At 70.2% G+C, this 16,464-nt stretch carries 16 protein-coding genes; 6 read left to right on the top strand and 10 right to left on the bottom strand.

Annotated elements, in window-relative coordinates:
* Positions 1-142 precede the first annotated feature (142 nt).
* The 3 genes from FHR37_RS28180 to FHR37_RS28170 are packed head-to-tail and all read left to right on the top strand — an operon-like array spanning position 143 to position 2,258.
* Positions 143-763: a methyltransferase domain-containing protein gene (locus FHR37_RS28180; RefSeq protein ID WP_092890634.1), complete on the top strand. Its 621-nt coding sequence runs from the start codon at positions 143-145 to the stop codon at positions 761-763.
* 5 nt (positions 764-768) lie between these two features.
* Positions 769-1,890: a Gfo/Idh/MocA family protein gene (locus FHR37_RS28175; protein ID WP_202818423.1), complete on the top strand. Its 1,122-nt coding sequence runs from the start codon at positions 769-771 to the stop codon at positions 1,888-1,890.
* Complete coding sequence (locus FHR37_RS28170; protein WP_092890628.1) at positions 1,890-2,258, top strand: cupin domain-containing protein; 369 nt, start codon at positions 1,890-1,892, stop codon at positions 2,256-2,258. The genes FHR37_RS28175 and FHR37_RS28170 overlap by 1 nt, the downstream gene beginning before the upstream one ends.
* 49 nt (positions 2,259-2,307) lie before the next feature.
* Here FHR37_RS28170 and FHR37_RS28165 read toward each other — a convergent pair whose 3' ends face one another.
* The 3 genes from FHR37_RS28165 to FHR37_RS28155 form a co-directional block, all read right to left on the bottom strand.
* Positions 2,308-2,670, bottom strand: a complete 363-nt coding sequence (locus tag FHR37_RS28165; protein WP_092890625.1) for an ArsR/SmtB family transcription factor — start codon at positions 2,668-2,670, stop codon at positions 2,308-2,310.
* Positions 2,660-3,091, bottom strand: a complete 432-nt coding sequence (locus FHR37_RS28160; RefSeq protein ID WP_092890622.1) for an SRPBCC domain-containing protein — start codon at positions 3,089-3,091, stop codon at positions 2,660-2,662. The genes FHR37_RS28165 and FHR37_RS28160 overlap by 11 nt, the downstream gene beginning before the upstream one ends.
* A 96-nt stretch (positions 3,092-3,187) precedes the next feature.
* Positions 3,188-4,012: a sugar phosphate isomerase/epimerase family protein gene (locus tag FHR37_RS28155; RefSeq protein ID WP_175542857.1), complete on the bottom strand. Its 825-nt coding sequence runs from the start codon at positions 4,010-4,012 to the stop codon at positions 3,188-3,190.
* A 99-nt stretch (positions 4,013-4,111) separates the two neighbouring features.
* Here FHR37_RS28155 and FHR37_RS28150 point away from each other — a divergent pair, with 99 nt between their 5' ends.
* Positions 4,112-5,080: a Gfo/Idh/MocA family protein gene (locus tag FHR37_RS28150; protein WP_092890616.1), complete on the top strand. Its 969-nt coding sequence runs from the start codon at positions 4,112-4,114 to the stop codon at positions 5,078-5,080.
* Between the two features lie 20 nt (positions 5,081-5,100).
* Here FHR37_RS28150 and FHR37_RS28145 read toward each other — a convergent pair whose 3' ends face one another.
* The 6 genes from FHR37_RS28145 to FHR37_RS28120 form a co-directional block, all read right to left on the bottom strand.
* The gene (locus FHR37_RS28145) at positions 5,101-5,526 is read right to left on the bottom strand and encodes a VOC family protein (protein WP_092890613.1); all 426 of its coding nucleotides are present in this window, start codon (positions 5,524-5,526) and stop codon (positions 5,101-5,103) included.
* Between the two features lie 70 nt (positions 5,527-5,596).
* Complete coding sequence (locus FHR37_RS28140) at positions 5,597-6,745, bottom strand: epoxide hydrolase family protein (protein ID WP_092890610.1); 1,149 nt, start codon at positions 6,743-6,745, stop codon at positions 5,597-5,599.
* Between the two features lie 173 nt (positions 6,746-6,918).
* On the bottom strand, positions 6,919-8,760 hold the full coding sequence (locus FHR37_RS28135) for an ABC transporter substrate-binding protein (protein ID WP_092890607.1): 1,842 nt from the start codon (positions 8,758-8,760) through the stop codon (positions 6,919-6,921).
* 2 nt (positions 8,761-8,762) lie between these two features.
* Positions 8,763-9,569, bottom strand: a complete 807-nt coding sequence (locus tag FHR37_RS28130; protein WP_092890604.1) for a phytanoyl-CoA dioxygenase family protein — start codon at positions 9,567-9,569, stop codon at positions 8,763-8,765.
* 13 nt (positions 9,570-9,582) lie between these two features.
* Positions 9,583-11,604, bottom strand: a complete 2,022-nt coding sequence (locus tag FHR37_RS28125) for an RICIN domain-containing protein (RefSeq protein WP_092890601.1) — start codon at positions 11,602-11,604, stop codon at positions 9,583-9,585.
* Positions 11,605-11,634: 30 nt separating this feature from the next.
* Positions 11,635-13,086, bottom strand: a complete 1,452-nt coding sequence (locus FHR37_RS28120; protein ID WP_092890596.1) for an amidase — start codon at positions 13,084-13,086, stop codon at positions 11,635-11,637.
* Positions 13,087-13,315: 229 nt separating this feature from the next.
* Between FHR37_RS28120 and FHR37_RS28115 the strand changes: the two genes are divergently transcribed.
* Positions 13,316-14,518 (top strand): cellulase family glycosylhydrolase, encoded by a 1,203-nt coding sequence (locus FHR37_RS28115; RefSeq protein WP_175542856.1) that lies wholly within the window; start codon positions 13,316-13,318, stop codon positions 14,516-14,518.
* On the opposite strand, the gene FHR37_RS28110 is transcribed toward FHR37_RS28115, so the two are convergent.
* Entirely contained in the window at positions 14,478-15,587 is a 1,110-nt protein-coding gene (locus FHR37_RS28110; RefSeq protein ID WP_092890590.1) for a class I SAM-dependent methyltransferase, read from the bottom strand. The genes FHR37_RS28115 and FHR37_RS28110 overlap by 41 nt on opposite strands.
* A 173-nt stretch (positions 15,588-15,760) precedes the next feature.
* Between FHR37_RS28110 and FHR37_RS28105 the strand changes: the two genes are divergently transcribed.
* Positions 15,761-16,438: a winged helix-turn-helix transcriptional regulator gene (locus FHR37_RS28105; RefSeq protein WP_092890587.1), complete on the top strand. Its 678-nt coding sequence runs from the start codon at positions 15,761-15,763 to the stop codon at positions 16,436-16,438.
* The last annotated feature ends 26 nt before the right edge of the window (positions 16,439-16,464 follow it).

The raw sequence follows: 16,464 nt of genomic DNA, 5'->3' as shown, positions 1-16,464 counted from the left end.
ACGACCCGGGCGCGACGTCATCGTTCGGTAATGCGCCGGCCGGGCCGATCCGAGCCGTTCCCGCCCTATCTTCGACGCCGTGCACCCAGATCACGTCCGCGACCGCGGACCCAGAACGCGAGCCCCAGTTGGCGAAACCGTCATGCAGCGATCCGGTGGCGCCCGCGAGCCGGTGGACCTTGCCCGCTGGCTCGCACCGGCGGGCGCGAGCGACGCGGCCCTCCTCGACCCCTGCTCGCGGCCGACGCTCGACGTCGGGTGCGGCCCGGGCAGGATGGCGGCGAGCCTTACCGCGCGTGGCGTGCTCGCCCTCGGAGTGGACACCTCACCCACGGCGGTCGCGATGACCCGCGCGAGGGGCGCGGCCGCCCTGTGCCGGAGTGTCTTCGATCCGCTGCCGGGTGAACGCCGGTGGGGGCACGTACTGCTCGCGGACGGGAACATCGGGATCGGCGGGGACCCCGCCGCGCTGCTCCGCCGCGTCGCCGATCTGCTCGAACCCGGCGGCAACGTGCTGGTCGAGACCCATCCGCCGGGGTACGGCCTGCAGCGGGACCGGGTACGGCTGGTGGATGCGTCCGGGTCCGCCGGGCCGTGGTTTCCGTGGGCCTGGGTGGGTGCCGACGCGGTCGACGCGATCTGCGCCGCCGCGGGTCTTCACCGGCGCTGGTCGGTGTCGAAGGCCGGCAGATGGTTCGCCGAACTCGAGACGGCCGGTTCCGGCTACAAGCGGGGTGCGGGCGCACGAGGTGCGCAACGGTAGGAGTGGTGGACCACATCACATACCAGTTCGAGTACGACGAACGGATCCCGATCGCCTTCATCGGAGCCGGCGGCCACTCCTACCGCAACGTCTACCCGTCCTTCCAGTACGCGCCGGTCGACCTGCGGGCGGTGTGTGACCTCGACGGTGAACGAGCGGCGGACTACGCCCGGCTGTTCGGGGCACCGCGTTCCTACACCGACCACCGCGAACTGCTCGAACGTGAACGGCCGGCCGCGGTCTTCGTCGTCACGTCGTACGACGAGGACGGCCGGGTCCAGGCGACCGACCTCGCCCTGGACTGCATGCGGGCCGGCGCCCACGTCTGGATGGAGAAGCCCACTGCCGCGTCGGTCGCCGAGATTCACCAACTGCAGAAGGAGTCCGCGGCGGCGGGCAGGTTCGTGATGACCGGCCTGAAGAAGATCTTCACCCCCGCGATGGAACGTACGAAGGAGATCATCTCCGCACCGGAGTTCGGCGAGGTGACCTCGATCAGCGTTCGCTACCCGCAAAGCCTTCCCGCGTTCGAGAAACGCCACGACCTGGCGGCGATGCGTGGTTTCCTGGACCACATCTACCACCCGGGCGCGGTTCTGCACTACCTGATGGGCGACGTGCAGGGGTTCGGCTACCAGTGGGAACCGGTCTCCGGCGCCAGCACGGCGTCGCTGCGCTTCGCCTCCGGCGCGATCGGGACGCTGCACCTGGCCGCCGGCAGCGCGGTGACCAGTCCGCTCGAGCGGGTCGAGGTGGTCGGGCAGGACGCCAACGTCGTTGTGGACAACAGCGTCCGGCTCACCTACTACCGGAGGGGCGCGCGGCTCGGCTACGGCCGTTCGTCCTCCTACGTCGTCGACGAGGACCACGCACCGCTGCGGTGGGAGCCGGAGTTCTCGCTGGGCCAGCTCTACAACAAGAACCTCTTCTACCTCGGTTACGTACCGGAGATCCTGCACTTCTGCGACAGCGTTCTGTCCGGAACCCCACCCACCAAGGGGACTCTGGAGGACTCGCTCGCCGTCATGCGGCTGTTCGAGGCCTACCGGACCGTGCCCGCCGGAGCCTTCGTCGACCTTCCCCTTCCCCTGAGCCCGTCGTCGCCGAACGAGAACGGAGCATCCTGATGCCCGACGTCGCCACCGCCCTCGCCAACGTCCCCGACCACGAGATCGAGCAGACGCCCTGGGGTCGCCTCGTCTGGATGGTGTCCGGCCGGCTCGGCAACTCCACCACGATGACCGTGGGCCGGTGTTACATCGACCCCGGTCAGCAGAATCCCCGGCACTACCACCCCAACTGCGACGAGGTTCTGCACGTCCTGCGGGGCACGATCGAGCACAGCTTCGACGACGAGACCGTACGGATGAGCGCCGGCGACACCATCAGCATCCCGCAGGGCGTGTCCCACAACGCCCGCAACGTCGGCCCGGACACCGCCGTGTTCGTCGTCTCGTTCTCCTCCCCCGACCGACAGGTCGTCGGCGAGAACTGACCGCTGCCGCACGATGTCGTACGGCAGCGGCCGGTCGGGCCTGCGGTGTTCACTTCGCCTCGCGTCCTCCGGCTCCTCGGTCGAGGTGGTCCTTCAGGGCGTCGAGCGGGCTGTCCCAGTCGCGGGCCAGGGCGGCCAGGAACTGCTGGGCCACCTGCATCGGCGCGGAACGCAGGCGGTACCGCACCCGTCGGCGTTCGCCCGCCTCGGCGGTCACCAGACCCGCGTCGGTCAACAGGGCAAGGTGTTTGGCGATCGCCTGCCTGGTGATCGGCAGCCGGTCGGCCAGGTCCGTCCCCGTGGCCGGGCCCGCCGAGGCCAGCTCCGCCAGAATGGCGCGCCGGGTCGGGTCGGCCAGGGCGACGAACACCTGCTCGGCGGTGGCCTCGATGTCGGCGGGTTCAGGCCGCATCGAGGTAGTCGACGAGTTCGCCCAGTTCGTGCGCCCAGCCCTCGATGTTGCCCTTGTACGCCGCGTCGTAGGCGTCGTCGGGCAGCTGGGCGAAGCCGCTCTCGACCACGGTGAGCCGGGTGCCCGCCGCGGTGGGTTCGAGCGTGAACTCGACGTAGGTGCGACGCGGATCGTCCTCGGGAAGTCCGGAGATCTGCCAGGTATAGCCGAACACCTTCGGCTCCTCCACCCGCTCTACCCGTAGGTCGGCTTTCTGTCCGCCGTCCCACGTCATCTGCGCCGATCCGCCGGGACGCAGGTCGATCGTCGCCTGATTGCCGAACCAGGCACCCAGACCCTCGGCGGTGGTGAGGGCCGCCCACACCTTGGCCGGCGGGTGAGCGACCTCGACGGTCCGCTCGATGTGATCGGGAAAGCTCATGTGCAACCTCCAGTCAGTGGCAACCGTACGGTTGCCACTGTATGGCAACCGTACGGTTGCGTCAACTGGTGGTTGCGCCCGCCGGGAGAACGCCGGTCAGCTCGCCTCGGCCCGTTCCAGACATCTCCGGACGAACCGCAGGTCGGTGCGGGTCTGGTCGAGCACCTGCTCGTACGGCAGTTCGTAGTGGCTGTGGAACGACAGCAGTCCGTCGAATCCGGTCGTACGCAGGTGGTCCAGGATCTCCGGCCACGGCACCATGCCGTCGGCGAGGCCGAGCCAGTCCGACTGCCAGGCCCGCGCGCCGCTGTCCAGGGTGCCGCCCGCGAACCAGCCGCCGTTCTTCACCCCGACACACCGCAGCCAGGGCCGCAGCACGTCGAACGTCAGCCGCCAGTCCTCCCGGCCGTCCTGGACCACCTGGTTCCCGGGGTCGGGGTAGGCACTGACCGCCGCCGGGTCGCGGCCCTCCAGCAGCACCCGGGTGAGCGCTCCGGAGGAGTGGATCGTGCCGCCGTGCAACTGGATCGCCAGACCGACGCCGTACGACGCGGCGAGGCGTTCGAGCTCGTCGAGGTCGCGCCGCGCCTGGTCTCGGATGCCGTCGTACGGACGGGACCCGTCGTAGTTCCAGTAGCCCAGCCGGATCAGGCCGACTCCGGCCTCCGCGCACGCGCCGAACACCTTCGCGGTGGGGAAGTTCGCCGGGTCGGTGAGGTCGGTCGTCGCCATCGGCACGTCGAGACCGAGCGCCCGCAGGTCGGCCACGGCGCGCGGCAACCGGTCCGCCTCGTCCGGGGTCACCGAGAAGCCCGGCCGGATCAGCAGGTCGACGCCGTCGAAGCCGAGGTCGGCCACGGTGGGTCCGATCTCGTCCAGTCCGCGGGACCCGAACAGCTTGGTGAACAACACTGTGCGCATCAGATGGTCTCCTCCAGCCGGCATGGCCATCCGAAACCCTTACATGTCAGGGACTGGGCCTGCCAGTCCCTGCCCGGCAGTCAGGCGGCGAGGCACGGCATGAGTGACACGAAGGTGGCGCTGATCGGACTCGGCGCCATGACCCAGCGAGTGCATCTTCCTTCCCTGGCGTCGTTCCCGAACGTCGGCATCGTCGGCGCCTGCGACCTCGACCGGCAACGGCTGGACAGCGTCGCGGACCGCTACGGGATCGAGGGGCGCTACGCCGACTACCGGCAGATGGTGGAGGAGACCGCGCCCGACGGGGTGTACGCGGTCGGCCAGCCGCACCTGATGTACGACGTCTGGGTGTGGTGCCTGCAACAGGGGCTCAACCTCTATGTGGAGAAGCCGCTCGGCCTCAGCCGCCACCAGGCCCAGATGCTGGCGACCCTCGCCGAGGAGCACGGCGCGATCACCCAGGTGAGCTTCCAACGGCGTACCAGCCCACTGCTGTCGAAGCTGCGGGACGCGTGCCTGGAACGCGGGCCGATCGTGCACGCGGTGTGCGAGTTCTACAAGTGCGACCCGCGGCCGTTCTGGTCACCGCGCGACCGGATGCTCGACGACGGCGTACACGTCATCGACACGTTGCGCTGGATCTGCGGTGGGGACGTCGAAGGGATCGAGAGTCGCTGCGGGCGGATCGGCGTACCCGACATCAACTGGATCACCGCCACGCTGCACTTCAGCACCGGCGCGACCGGCGTGATGCTGTGCAACTGGGCCAGTGGGCGCCGGGTGTTCCGCGTCCAGATGCACGCTGCGAGCATCGCCTGCGACGCCGACCCGGAGACCGGTGCGCAGTTGTACGCCGACGGCGAGATCGAGCCGGTGGAGTACGACGCCCGCTCGGTGGCCGGCAGCGAGGAGCTCCATGTTTTCGGCGGGTTCCGGCAGAAGAACCGCGAGTTCGTCGACTCGCTGCTGGCCGGACGGGAGCTGACGAGCTCGCCGTTCCGGGATGCCGTGAAGACGATGGACGTCGCCGACCGGATCCTCGCCCAGGCTGCTCTACGCGGGGACTGAACCCGAGCGTCGTTGCGGCACTAATCGTCGGCGGACGTGCGGGCGGCGCGGATGCGGGCGAGTTCGGCGCTCTGCTCGGCGGTGAAAGGCCGGAGGACGCAGAACTCGTTGCCCTCCGGGTCGGTCATCACCACCCACGAGGCATCCGCGTCCTGACCTACCTCAGCCCGGGACGCACCCAGCGACTCCAGCCGTGCCACCTCGGCGGCCTGGCCCTCCGGGCGCAGGTCGAGGTGCAACCTGTTCTTGCCTGCCCTCTCGTCCGGCACCCGTACGAACAGCAGATCCGGCGCCACGCAGTCCCAGATCGAGCCGGCGGGGGGTTCCAGGGCAACCTCGTTGGGAGTGTCGTGGGTACGCCGCCAGCCGAGGGCCGCCTCCCAGAAGGTGGCCAGCCGGCCGGGGTCCGCCGAATCGACGACGACGCACTGAATGGTGAGAGTCATCCGGCCACCCTGCCGGGAGCCGGGTGCGGCAGGCAACCGGATTGCGCCGGGCCGGGACCGCCGGACACCCTCACGACGTGCGGCGCAGGGCGCGGGCGGTGGCACGTACGTCCGCGACGAACAGCCCGGGCTGCTCCCACGCCCCGAAGTGCCCACCGCGCGGCGGTTCGCTCCAGTGGACGATGTTGGTGAACCTGCGCTCGGCCCAGCGGCGGGACGGGCGCGGCGCCTCCGCCGGAAACACGCTGGCCCCGGTGGGGACGGCGATGGTGTCGGCGGTGGCGGAGGTGAACCACGGGGCCACCTCGTCGATGCTCTCCCAGTACAGCCGGGCCGAGGACGCCGCCGTACCGGTGAACCAGTAGATGCTCAGGTCGTCGAGCATCTGGTCACGAGTGAGGCCGCCGCTGCTCCGATCGGCCCACAGCCACAGCTTCTCCCCGATCCACCCGGCCAGGCCGGACGGTGAGTCGACCAGGCCGTACCCCACGGTCTGCGGCCGGGTGCTGTGCATCGCGGAGTAGCCGCTTCCCGTTCGGGTGCGCTCGTCGAGGTCGTCCAGGGCCGAGCGCTCGGCGTCGGTGAGATCGGGCGCATCGCGGTCGGGCGCGGCCAGCGGGGGCACGAGGTGCAGCCCGAGCAGCCGGTCCGGTCGCTGCAGGGCGATGCTGGTCGAGATGCTGGTGCCCCAGTCACTGCCGGCCGCGACGAAGCGGTCGTAACCGAGGCGGGTCATCAGCTCACACCAGGCGCGGGCGATGCGGTGGATGCCCCAGGCGGTCGTGGACGGCGTACCACTGAACGCGTAGCCGGGCAGCGAGGGCACCACGACATCGAAGGCGTCGGCGGGATCCCCGCCGTGCCGCTCGGGATCGGTGAGCGGTCCGATCGCCTGCTCGAACTCGCAGAACGAGCCCGGCCAGCCGTGAGTGAGCACCAGCGGCGTCGCGTCCGGGCGCGGCGACCGCACGTGCAGGAAGTGGATCTGCACACCGTCGATCTCGGTGCGGAACTGCGGGATCGCGTTGAGCCGGCGTTCCGTCGCGCGCCAGTCGTAGCCGTCCGCCCAGTACGCACACAGCTCCTGCAACTGCCGCAACGGCACACCCTGCGACCAGTCGCCCACCGGTTCGGGTTCGGGCCAGCGCGTCCGCGCCAGCCGCCGGCGCAGATCGTCCAGGGCCGACTGTGAAATCTCGATCGTGAACGGCTCGATCATCGGCGCGGCAACTTCCTTCCTGCCCAGGTGTGAAACGTCCACCCTAGAACGAGGTTGAGCCACACCGAGGTCCCGGCCCGCCGAGGCCTAACTCCGCCAGGATCCGTCGCGCCCGCGCCACCCGGGGTCGGGTGCTCCCCCGTGCGAGCACCCGACCCGTACACCCGACGTGCTCAGGCCGGCTGGAGCTTGCCCTTGAACATCAGCAGGGTGGTGAAGTTGTCGGCGTACGGCGCGTTCAGCATGATCGGGTCACTGTCCGGAGGCCACTCCTTCACGCGTACGCCCTGCAGGGCAGGGTTGTTCCCGTAGCGCTCCTCGATCGGGATGATCGGGAGCAGTTCGTTGAACGCCCGCGCGGCGATCGCAACGTTCTGCCGCTGCTTCTTCTCGTCCAGCCCGGCACCGGCGTCGTGCACCACCTTCTCCAGGTCGACCTTCCCGAACGCCTTGGTGTTCTGGGTCAGCGGGAACGCGATTCCCTTGCCGCCCTGGTTGGCGGCGATCGGGATGTTGTGGGTGAAGAACGCGGCCACGAAGGAGAAGTGCGGATGCGGCGCACTGGACGCACCCCAGCCCTGCATGGCGAACTCGAACCGCCCCTTGTCCAGGTCGATCGGCTGCTGGGTGAACGTCACACCCCGCATGTTGAGCTGGATGCCGAACTTCTTGAGCTGCCGGGTGATGCTCTGCGCCGCGGCCACGTAGTCGAAGTACTCAGCGGGATAGTTGATCTCGTAGGTGGCCGGTTTCCCCTGCGGGGTGAGCCATTTCCCTCCGCGCCTGGTCCAGCCCGCGGCCGTCAGGATCGACGCCGCCTGGTCCTGGTCGTGCTCGTAGTGGTTCAGCCGTGCCTGGTCGGCGTCGGAGAGCCACTGGGGCACCAGGATGTCGGAGAACCCGGCCATCAGCTGTACGGGCTTGTAGGAGTCGCCGCCGACCTCGGCGGCCAGCCGGCGGTCGATCGCGTGCGCCAGACCCTGCCGGGCACGGACGTCGCGGAACTCGGGAAGCTTGTCCAGGTTGAGGAACAGCCCGCCGCCGGCGTAGGTCGGCGGGCGAATGATCCGAAAGCCCTTGCTGAGCAGCTCCTTCTCGGTCGCGGTCGGGAAGCCGTGCGTCGCGTAGTCGACGTTCTTCGCCAGCACCACCGGCGTGACGTCGGTCGTCTCGCCGTTGAAGACCGTGATCGTGTCGAAGTTGATCCGGTCCGCTCCCCATCCTTTGTCGTTCTTGCGTAGCGTGAGCTGGGCGTTGGTGATGCTATTGAAGTCGTAGCGGAAGGGGCCGCTGGTGAGCACCTCCTTCTCCGGGTTCTTCGGCCGGTACGCCTGCAACTCCTCGTTGAGCTTCTTCCCGTCCGCGTCGTCCAGGCTCCCGCCGCCGGAAAAGAGATCCGTTGCCCGCTTGGCGAAACCTCCGTACATCGCGTGCGGGAACACCGCCGCTCGCACGACGTACCGCTCCACCACCGTCGACGGGTTGTTCATGGTGAACACCACGGTGCGCTCGTCCGCGGCCTCCAGCTTGGTCACGAACTCCCACTCCGACTGCCGCATCACCCGCCGGCACCAGAAGGTCGACAGCACGTCCTGGCTGGTGATCGGCGAACCGTCGTTCCAGGTGAGCCCGTCCTTGATCGTGTACAAGAAGGTGCTGGTCTTCTCCTCGAACCCCCACTTCTGCCCCAGCAGGGGTTCCCACTTCTGTTCCTTCCAGTACCACATCCCGCCCGGAAGGAAGATCAGGTCGAGGTACATGCCCAGCCCGATCGCGTCGGTGACGCCCGACATCAGGTTGAAGTGGCCCTTCGGCGGCACCTGGTAGGGCCAGGCGCCGTGGAACTCCTGCGCCTTCCCGGACTTCCCGTCACCGCCCTGGCCGCGTGGCTCGGCGGCGCAGGCAGCCGTGCCGGCCGCTGCTGCCGTTCCCACGGCACCGAGGCCGACGAGTTCCAGCAGCCGCCGCCGGGAGAGGTTCCCTCTCGACGTGTCCCGCACAGGGAGAGCCGGCATCGTCATCCTTCCGTCCGCGTCGCGGCCTGGGCACGTTGCGCCCGGGCGGTCGTCTGCTGCCCGGCGCGCCAGGGGTACTCCCTGGGCACCGCCACCGGCTCGCGTGGTGTGCCGCCGCCGACGATGTAGGCGCGCCGGTGGTCGTCGGAGTGGTTGGCCGACGCGTAGTGCACGGTCCGGTTGGTGTGGATGGTCGCGCCGCCCGGCGGGAGGGGGCAGGCCACGGCGGCGGACACGTCGATCGTTCCGGGCACCACCTCCAGCCCGTGCACGCGCGGGTCGCCGCCGATCGGGCGGTGCGGCAACACCTCGCCACGGTGGGAGCCGGGAACGAACTGCATGCAGCCGTTGTCGACGGTGGCTTCCTGCAGCGGGATCCAGATACTGAGCGAGCGGTAGGTGTACGCCGGATCCCAGTACGCCTCGTCCTGGTGCCAGGGTGTCTCCGCACCGTGGCGCGGCGGCTTGTTGATGGCGTGGTCGCCGCCCATCGTCGCGGTCGGCCCGAGAAGTGCCGCGAGGACGGCCAGCACCCGCGCGACGGTCTCGCTGCGCAGAAGCTCCGGTGCGTACTGCGACGGCTTCAGGATCTGCGGCAGCCGGGCCGCGCTGTCGTCCTCGTCCGCACCGGCGAGGTCGAACTGGTCACCGGCCGAACGCCCCGCCCGGTCGGCGAAGAGCCGGTCGTAGATGGCCCGCATCCGCTGCACCTCGTCGGCGGAGATGAACGACTCCAGGGCGAGGAAACCCTGCTCGTGGTAGCGGTCGACCTGCTCCGCGGTGAGGTTCGCCTTGTTCGCGTCAGCCATGCACCGACGGTATTCACGTTGTGGCGGAAGGGAATCCTCGTCGCTGGCCGCTACCGGCGTTCGTACGACCGACACCGGCGTCCGTCACATTCCGCACGTCCGTCGCGTCCGTCACGTCGGTCACGTCGGTCACCTGCCACCGCTGGTTGGGTCCGGCGTTGGGCGGCCACACACCGACTGCCGAGCCGTCGGCCATCGCCTGGCCGGTGACCTCGATGTTCCCCGGCCCGGCGACACTCGCCATCGTGTAGGTGCCGTCACCGGTCGTGGACAGGTACCACCGTGCCGCCTCGTCCGGGGTCTCCTGCGCCGGCTCGAGGACGAGCGCCCCGGACCGTACCGCCACCTGCCGGCCGTCGTGTGCGCGCAGCTGGTGGTGCTCGCGGTTGGTCCAGCCGCCGGTCAGCCGGGTCACGGTCCACAGTTGGTCGTCGCTCGCCACGTCGGTGGTCCGGACGACCAGGCCGTCCCGTCCCGACCGATCGACGGCCAGCGACCTGCCGCACTGGACGCCGACGAACCGGTAGCGGTGCCCGTCCCGGAAGGTGGCCGCGTCCTCGGCCACCCCCGCCACGTCGGTCACGACCAGTGTGGTGACCGACCTCGCCGGCACCCGTACGTTCGTCTCCACGCCGTCGACCGGGACCGGGGCGCTCGCCCGCAGGGCGCCGGACCGGTCGGTGACGATCGCGGTGACGGTGGCGCCCGGTCCCACTGTGGCGAACTTCGACAGGTCGAGCAGCAGGTCGCGCGGGTCCGGCGTCGGGTTGGTGTGCACGAGGGTGATGGTGTGCGCGCCGGGGCGGATCGCCGCGACCGTGTTGGCGTCGTCGACCTTCACCAGGTGGTCACCCGGCCGGATGTGGTGGGTGAAGTTGCGGGCGGTGTTGAACTTCTGGTTGGTATGCACCGGGCAGGTCCGCGACGTGTCCTCGCCGGTGCAGTCGAACGGCACCTGGATCTCGCCCCAGTTGCCGCCGAGGTCTCCCTGGCCGCCGGGCGTCATGTTGTCGTAGTCCTCGACCGGCTGCCAGAACACCCAGGCCGAGGGTTCGAGCTCCCGCAGGTCGTCGGTGATGTGCTGGGCCAGCCCCAGCCCGGGCTCCATGTCCTCGAAGTCCTGGCCGTGGCCCCAGTCGCCTTCGACCTCCGACATCCACAGTGGCTTGCCGTCGGACTTGGCCAGGTCGCGGACCGCGGTACGCCGGGCGGTGGCGTACGTGTGCACGTTCATCCTGCCCACCGCCGCCTTCACGTCGGCGGGATAGCTCGTCCAGTTGCGTACGAAGATCGACGGATTGGTCTCGTCCATCGCCGCGATCCGGGCCTCGGTGGCCGAGCCGGCCAGGGCGTCCGCGAGCGCGTGGACGACCCGCTGCTGGAGCTCTGGGCCGAGGTGGGCGCCCTCCTGGCGTACGCCGACCGGCCGCCCGTCGAAGCCGAGGATGGTGACCCAGTGGTTCGTGTTCGGCTCGTTGAACGGGTCGATGCTGTCGACCCTGATGCCGTGCGCGGCCTCCAGGCGCTCGGTGACCCCAACGACGTAGCGCGCGAAGTCGTCGACGCTCGTGGCCTTCAGCTGGTCGTTCCAGGGGAGGAACCCGCCGGACACGTAGCCGGACCGGGTCATGAACCACGGCGGGGAGTTGGCGAACGTCTCCCACTTCGTGACGTACGGCCTGATCCGGTCCACCCACCAGCGCTGCGTGGAGTCGGCGTCGACGTTCCAGTCGGCCGGGTCGTCCGCCGACCACCAGTCGACGTCCCCGCGGGTGGTGCCTTCCGGCGCCTGCCACCAGCCCTGCACGGCGCCGCCGGGGCGGAGGTAGTCGCGGACGTCGGGCGCGTTGCCGCCGCCGATGTTGTAGCGGGCGATGGTGAGGCGGAGCCCGTCCTCACCGAAGACCAGCCGCACCAGCGTCTCCCGCAGCTCGTCGGGGTAGTCGCCGGTGGCGTTGGCGAACCAGACCAGGCTGGTGCCCCAGCCCTCGAACGCCGGATGCTGGTACGACGGGTCCGGCCGAACGGTCACCATGGGGACAGTGTCGCCCCAAGTAGCCCAGGATCAACCACTGCCGGGCGCCCGGCCGAGGCCGGTCTCCAGGGCACGTCCGATCCGGTAGAGGCGGGCCTCGCTCCACGCCGGACCGCTGAGCTGCAGGCCGACCGGCAGGCCGTCGCGGGAGAGGCCGCAGGGTACGGACAGGCTGGGGGTTCCGGTCACGTTCGTCGGTACGGCAAGCCGGGTCAGCGCCCAGCGCACCGTCTCCTCGACGCCCGCCGCGTCGGTGTCGACCTGGCCCAGCCGCGGGGCGGTGACCGCGACACTCGGCGTGGCCAGGGCGTCCACCCCGTTCACCCCGCCCGCGGCCATGAGCCGGGTGAAGGTGCGCCGCGACTCCCCCAGCAGCCGCAGCGCCTCGGCGTACTCCCAGCCCTCGATCGCGCTCCCGTCGAGCAGCCGCTGCCGCACGATCGGATCGAACAGTTCCGGGCTCGCGTCCAGCCGCTCCCGGTGGATCGCGTACGCCTCGACGCTGATGACGGTCCGGTGCGCGTCCCGGAGCGCGGCGAGATCGGGAAGGCCCGGGAGGCCGGGGAGGCTGACCGGCCGGACGGTCGCGCCGAGGTCGGCCAGCGTGCCGATCGCGGCCCGCACCAGGCGGTCGACCTCGGGGTCGAGGTGGTCGAAGTAGTAGCCGTCGGGGACGCCGACCGTGAGCCCGCGGACGCCGAAGTCCAGCTCGCGGGTGAAGTCCTCGTCGTCGCGCCGTAGCGAGTCCGGGTCCCGGTCGTCGTACCCGCACAGCACCCCGAGGACGCGGGCGTTGTCGCCGACCGTCCGGGTGAGCGGGCCGATGTGGTCGAGGGTCCACGACAGCGGGAAGGCGCCGTACCGGCTGATCCGGCCGTACGTCGGTTTCATCCCCACCACGCCGCACAGCGCCGCCGGGATCCGGACCGAGCCGCCGGAGTCGCTGCCGAGCGCGGCGGCACACATGCCGGTGGCCACCGCGACGGCCGAGCCGCCGCTGGACCCGCCGGCCATCCTGCCGGGGTCGTGCGGATTGCGTACGGGACCGAAGCAGGAGGCGTCCCCGCTCGGCCCGAACGCGAACTCGTGGGTGTGCAGCTTTCCGATCACCACCGCACCGGCGTCGCGGACCCGGCGTACGACGTCGGCGTCCTCGTCCGGCACCCGGTCGCGGAAGAACTCCGAGCCGACGGTGGTCCGGACTCCGGCGGTGTCGAAGATGTCCTTCACCCCGAACGGGATCCCGTGCAGCGGGCCCCGCCAGTGCCCGGCCTGTAGTTCCGCGTCGGCGGCCTCGGCGTCCCGCATGGCACCGTCGGCGAGCAGGGTGACGACGGCGTTCAGGTGCGGGTTGGCGGCCTCGACGCGTTCCAGGGCCGCGGCGGTGAGCTTCGCCGACGTGGTCGTTCCGTCCCGCAGCCGGCGGGACAGCTCGGCCAGGTCTCCCTCGAAGTCGCCGCCGACGTCGCTGCTCGTTGTCATTCCGCACCACCTACCGGAGCCGTCGGCCGCTTGTCGAGCAGCCTCGGCGCACCCGGTCGGGATCGGCCGCCATCGGCCGCCATCGGACGTCTTCGGCCGCCATCGGCCGACGTGCCGCCCCCACTCTTGACGGGATCCGTGCCGGACCGGACCGTGTGGGACTGTGTCTCCAGCGAAGACTCCAGCGCATCGTGGGCCGTCGAGTGAGTTCCCCCGCCGACGCACCCTGTTGAAGGCCTCGGCCGCCGTTCCGGCCGCCGCCCTGCTGGGCAGCGCGTCGCCGGCGCGCGCCGCCCGGCAGAGCCCGTTCGTCGGTACGGACGGAACACGTTTCACCCACAACGGCAGGCCGTTCGCCGTCGCCGGCTTCAACAACCACTACCTCGGCTGGGGTACGCGGGCCGAGGTCGACGACGTGCTCGAGACCGCCAAGCGGTCCGGCGCGAGTGTCGTACGGACCATCCTGCACTCGGTGATCGGGTCGCCCGACGGGTCGGTGCCGTCCACCTGGAACTGGCAGAGCACCGCCGACGCCTCGAACATGGGCATGCACGGCACCTACCTGATGTCGTGGGACGCGGGTCGCGGCACCTGGGCATTCAACGACAGCGCAGTGAACGGCCTCGGCCGCTGGGACTACGTGATCTGGAAGGCCGAGCGGCTCGGCCTCAAGCTCGACATCGCGCTGATCGACTTCTGGCAGTGGGCCGGCGGAGTCCAGCAGGTGTGCCGGTGGTTCCTGCCCGACTACAACAGCCGGGCCTACAAGGACGAGCCGGCCGTCTTCGCCTGGGACCTGATGAACGAGCCGGAGGCCGACAACACCAGGTTGACACCCGACGGCACGCCGCTGTCGGAAGACTGGATCTCGCGGATGTCGGCGTACGTGAAGTCGATCGACGCCAACCACCTGGTGTGCGTGGGCGGCGAGGGCTTCTACGACCGATCCAGCTTCGTCGATCCCGGCCGCGAGCTCGCGATCCCCACCATCGACTTCGGCACCTGGCACACCTATCCGGACTACCACGGCCTCACTCCCGCCCAGGTCGTCGAGCTGATCCACCGGCACGGTGAGACAGCGCGCCAGGCCGGAAAACCCATTGTTTTGCAGGAGTTCTCCTACAGTTCCCTGCACGAGGACCAGCCCGAGGCGCTGCGCTCGTGGGTGGAGGCGATCGCCGCGGACAGCTCCTGCGCGGGCTGGTTGTACTGGCGGCTCGTCGGACGCGTCACGCCGGCGCCGACCCGGGCCTTCCCCGAGGCGGAGAACGACCCGCCGACCGTGTTCGCACCGGACAACGGCGAACACTTCGACGTGGCCGCAAACCCGGACGCGACGCCGGCCAACGTGTGGAGGTCGTACCAGGTCCTGGCCGGCGCCGCGCGACAGCTCACCCGCCCGAACCAGCCGCAGGCACCTGCCCGTAGGTGAGCGCGTGCATCGGCGTCAGCTGCACCGAACCGATGTGGGTGAAACCGTGCCGGGCAAGGAGTTCGTCGTACGTCGACCGGGGTACGAGCTGGTCGTCGATCTGCGCCTCGAAGAACTGGATGCCACACATCACCTGACCGGGCGGGCTCCGCAGCCCGGCGTCGGAGTCCGGGAACGGGAAGTCCGAGATCACGAACCAGCCGCCGGGTTCGAGCGCGGCGGCGACGTTTCGGGTGACCAGGTCGGCGTCCCGGCACTCGTGCATCGAGATGTTGTTGACCACCAGCCCGGCCCGCTCGTCCAGGACCATGTCCTCCAGCGGACTGCACACCAACCGGACGCGGTCCTCCAGCCCCGCGGCGCGGATCCGCTCGCGGGCCAGCTCGACCGAGTGCCGGTCACCGTCGACGCCGACCACGGTGCAGTTCGGGTAGGTGGCCGCCAGCCGGACCAGTCCCACACCGGACCCGCACGCGGTGTCGACGATGCGGCAGCCGTCGGTGAGCCGTTCGGCCAGGCCGGGCACGTGCGCCAACCCCGCCGGGATCAGCCGGGTGTAGAACGGCGTGCCGGCACCGGCGACCCCGTTGATCCAGTCCGGAGTCGTGTCGTCCCACCACATCCGCCGACCACTGGCGAGGTTCTCCTCGAACCGGCCGAACATCTCCGGTGCGTCGCAGACGAGGAACACGTCGCCGAGGTAGGCGGGTGAGGAGGTGTCGAGGAGCAGGGTGTCCAGGTGGGGTTCGAGCTCGAACCCGCCGTCGCCGTCGCCGTCGCCGCTGCGGGCGAGGATCCCGGCCGCGAACGCGCTCCGGCACCACACCGAGACGTAGAACGGGTCCAGGCCCAGGCCGGCGGCGAGTTCGTCCGCGCCGATGCCGGGCCGGTCGGCCACGGCGCTCAGCAGCCCGGCCCGCAGGCCGATCACCACCGTGCGGTGCGCGACATATCCGGCGATCCTGGACAACAGCACGGGCGCCTGCTCGGCGAGGGTGGGCTGCGTGGTGGTCGTCCCGGGAGTCTGCCCGGGAGTCTGCTCGGTTGCCTGGACGGTCGGGATGCTCATGATCGTGCCTTTCGTACGCCGGTATGCCGTCGACACGATCGTCCGGTCCGGCGCGGGCCCGCCCCCAGTACTCGGTCTGTACCTGGGCAGTACAACTTCTGTACCGGCATTGCGCTCCCGAGGGCGGGCTCGCAACACCTACCCTCGACGGCATCGGCGGAAGGAGTACGGCCATGCCGACCAGCTACGGGCAGTTCTGCCCCGTCGCCAAGGCCATGGAGTTGCTGGACGAACGCTGGACGCTGCTGGTCGTTCGCGAACTCGTGGCCGGCAGCCGGCACTTCAACGCGTTGCGGCGCGGCGTCCCCCGGATGTCGCCGGCACTGCTGTCCAAGCGGCTGAACACCCTGGTGAGGGCAGGCGTGGTCGAACGCCGCCAGGCCGGCAACCGGATCACCTACGAGCTGACCCCGGCGGGCCGGGAGCTCGAACCCGTCATCGACGCGCTCGGCCGGTGGGGTATCCGCTGGGTCCCCGAACTCGGCGACGCCGACCTCGACCCGCACCTGCTGATGTGGGACATCCACCGCAACCTCGCCTACGACGCGGTCCCGGACTCCCGGACAGTGCTGAAGTTCAGCTTCCCCGACGTCACCGACGCGCCCCGCGACTGGTGGCTGGTCATCACCACCGACGGCGTGGACGTCTGCGACCACGACCCCGGCTTCGACGTACTCGTCACCGTCGAGACCTCTCTGCGTACGCTCACGCAGGTGTGGCGCGGAGACCTCACCTGGACCGCGGCGCTGCGTTCCGGCGACCTCGACGTACGCGGAGATCCCAGCGCACGCAGGGCATTGCCGCGCTGGCTTAAGCTTTCACCGCACGCCTCCACCCCTCGCCCCGCATAGCTCCGCGCTATCACCGGCACCCAAAG

Origin of the sequence: Actinopolymorpha cephalotaxi (assembly GCF_013408535.1) — a bacterium.
Classification (GTDB): Bacteria; Actinomycetota; Actinomycetes; order Propionibacteriales; family Actinopolymorphaceae; genus Actinopolymorpha; species Actinopolymorpha cephalotaxi.
The sequence above is the reverse complement of the archived record's forward strand: the minus strand, read 5'-3'. Positions and strand labels throughout refer to the sequence as shown.

Bases quoted from the DNA above. Each gene is read 5' to 3' on its own strand.
- FHR37_RS28125 (WP_092890601.1), bottom strand. From the start codon at position 11,604: ATGGTGACCGTTCGGCCGGACCCGTCGTACCAGCATCCGGCGTTCGAG.
- FHR37_RS28165 (WP_092890625.1), bottom strand. From the start codon at position 2,670: ATGCGGCCTGAACCCGCCGACATCGAGGCCACCGCCGAGCAGGTGTTC.
- FHR37_RS28160 (WP_092890622.1), bottom strand. From the start codon at position 3,091: ATGAGCTTTCCCGATCACATCGAGCGGACCGTCGAGGTCGCTCACCCG.
- FHR37_RS28105 (WP_092890587.1), top strand. From the start codon at position 15,761: ATGCCGACCAGCTACGGGCAGTTCTGCCCCGTCGCCAAGGCCATGGAG.
- FHR37_RS28120 (WP_092890596.1), bottom strand. From the start codon at position 13,086: ATGACAACGAGCAGCGACGTCGGCGGCGACTTCGAGGGAGACCTGGCC.
- FHR37_RS28110 (WP_092890590.1), bottom strand. From the start codon at position 15,587: ATGAGCATCCCGACCGTCCAGGCAACCGAGCAGACTCCCGGGCAGACT.
- FHR37_RS28135 (WP_092890607.1), bottom strand. From the start codon at position 8,760: ATGCCGGCTCTCCCTGTGCGGGACACGTCGAGAGGGAACCTCTCCCGG.
- FHR37_RS28140 (WP_092890610.1), bottom strand. From the start codon at position 6,745: ATGATCGAGCCGTTCACGATCGAGATTTCACAGTCGGCCCTGGACGAT.
- FHR37_RS28180 (WP_092890634.1), top strand. From the start codon at position 143: ATGCAGCGATCCGGTGGCGCCCGCGAGCCGGTGGACCTTGCCCGCTGG.
- FHR37_RS28170 (WP_092890628.1), top strand. From the start codon at position 1,890: ATGCCCGACGTCGCCACCGCCCTCGCCAACGTCCCCGACCACGAGATC.
- FHR37_RS28145 (WP_092890613.1), bottom strand. From the start codon at position 5,526: ATGACTCTCACCATTCAGTGCGTCGTCGTCGATTCGGCGGACCCCGGC.
- FHR37_RS28155 (WP_175542857.1), bottom strand. From the start codon at position 4,012: ATGCGCACAGTGTTGTTCACCAAGCTGTTCGGGTCCCGCGGACTGGAC.
- FHR37_RS28130 (WP_092890604.1), bottom strand. From the start codon at position 9,569: ATGGCTGACGCGAACAAGGCGAACCTCACCGCGGAGCAGGTCGACCGC.
- FHR37_RS28150 (WP_092890616.1), top strand. From the start codon at position 4,112: ATGAGTGACACGAAGGTGGCGCTGATCGGACTCGGCGCCATGACCCAG.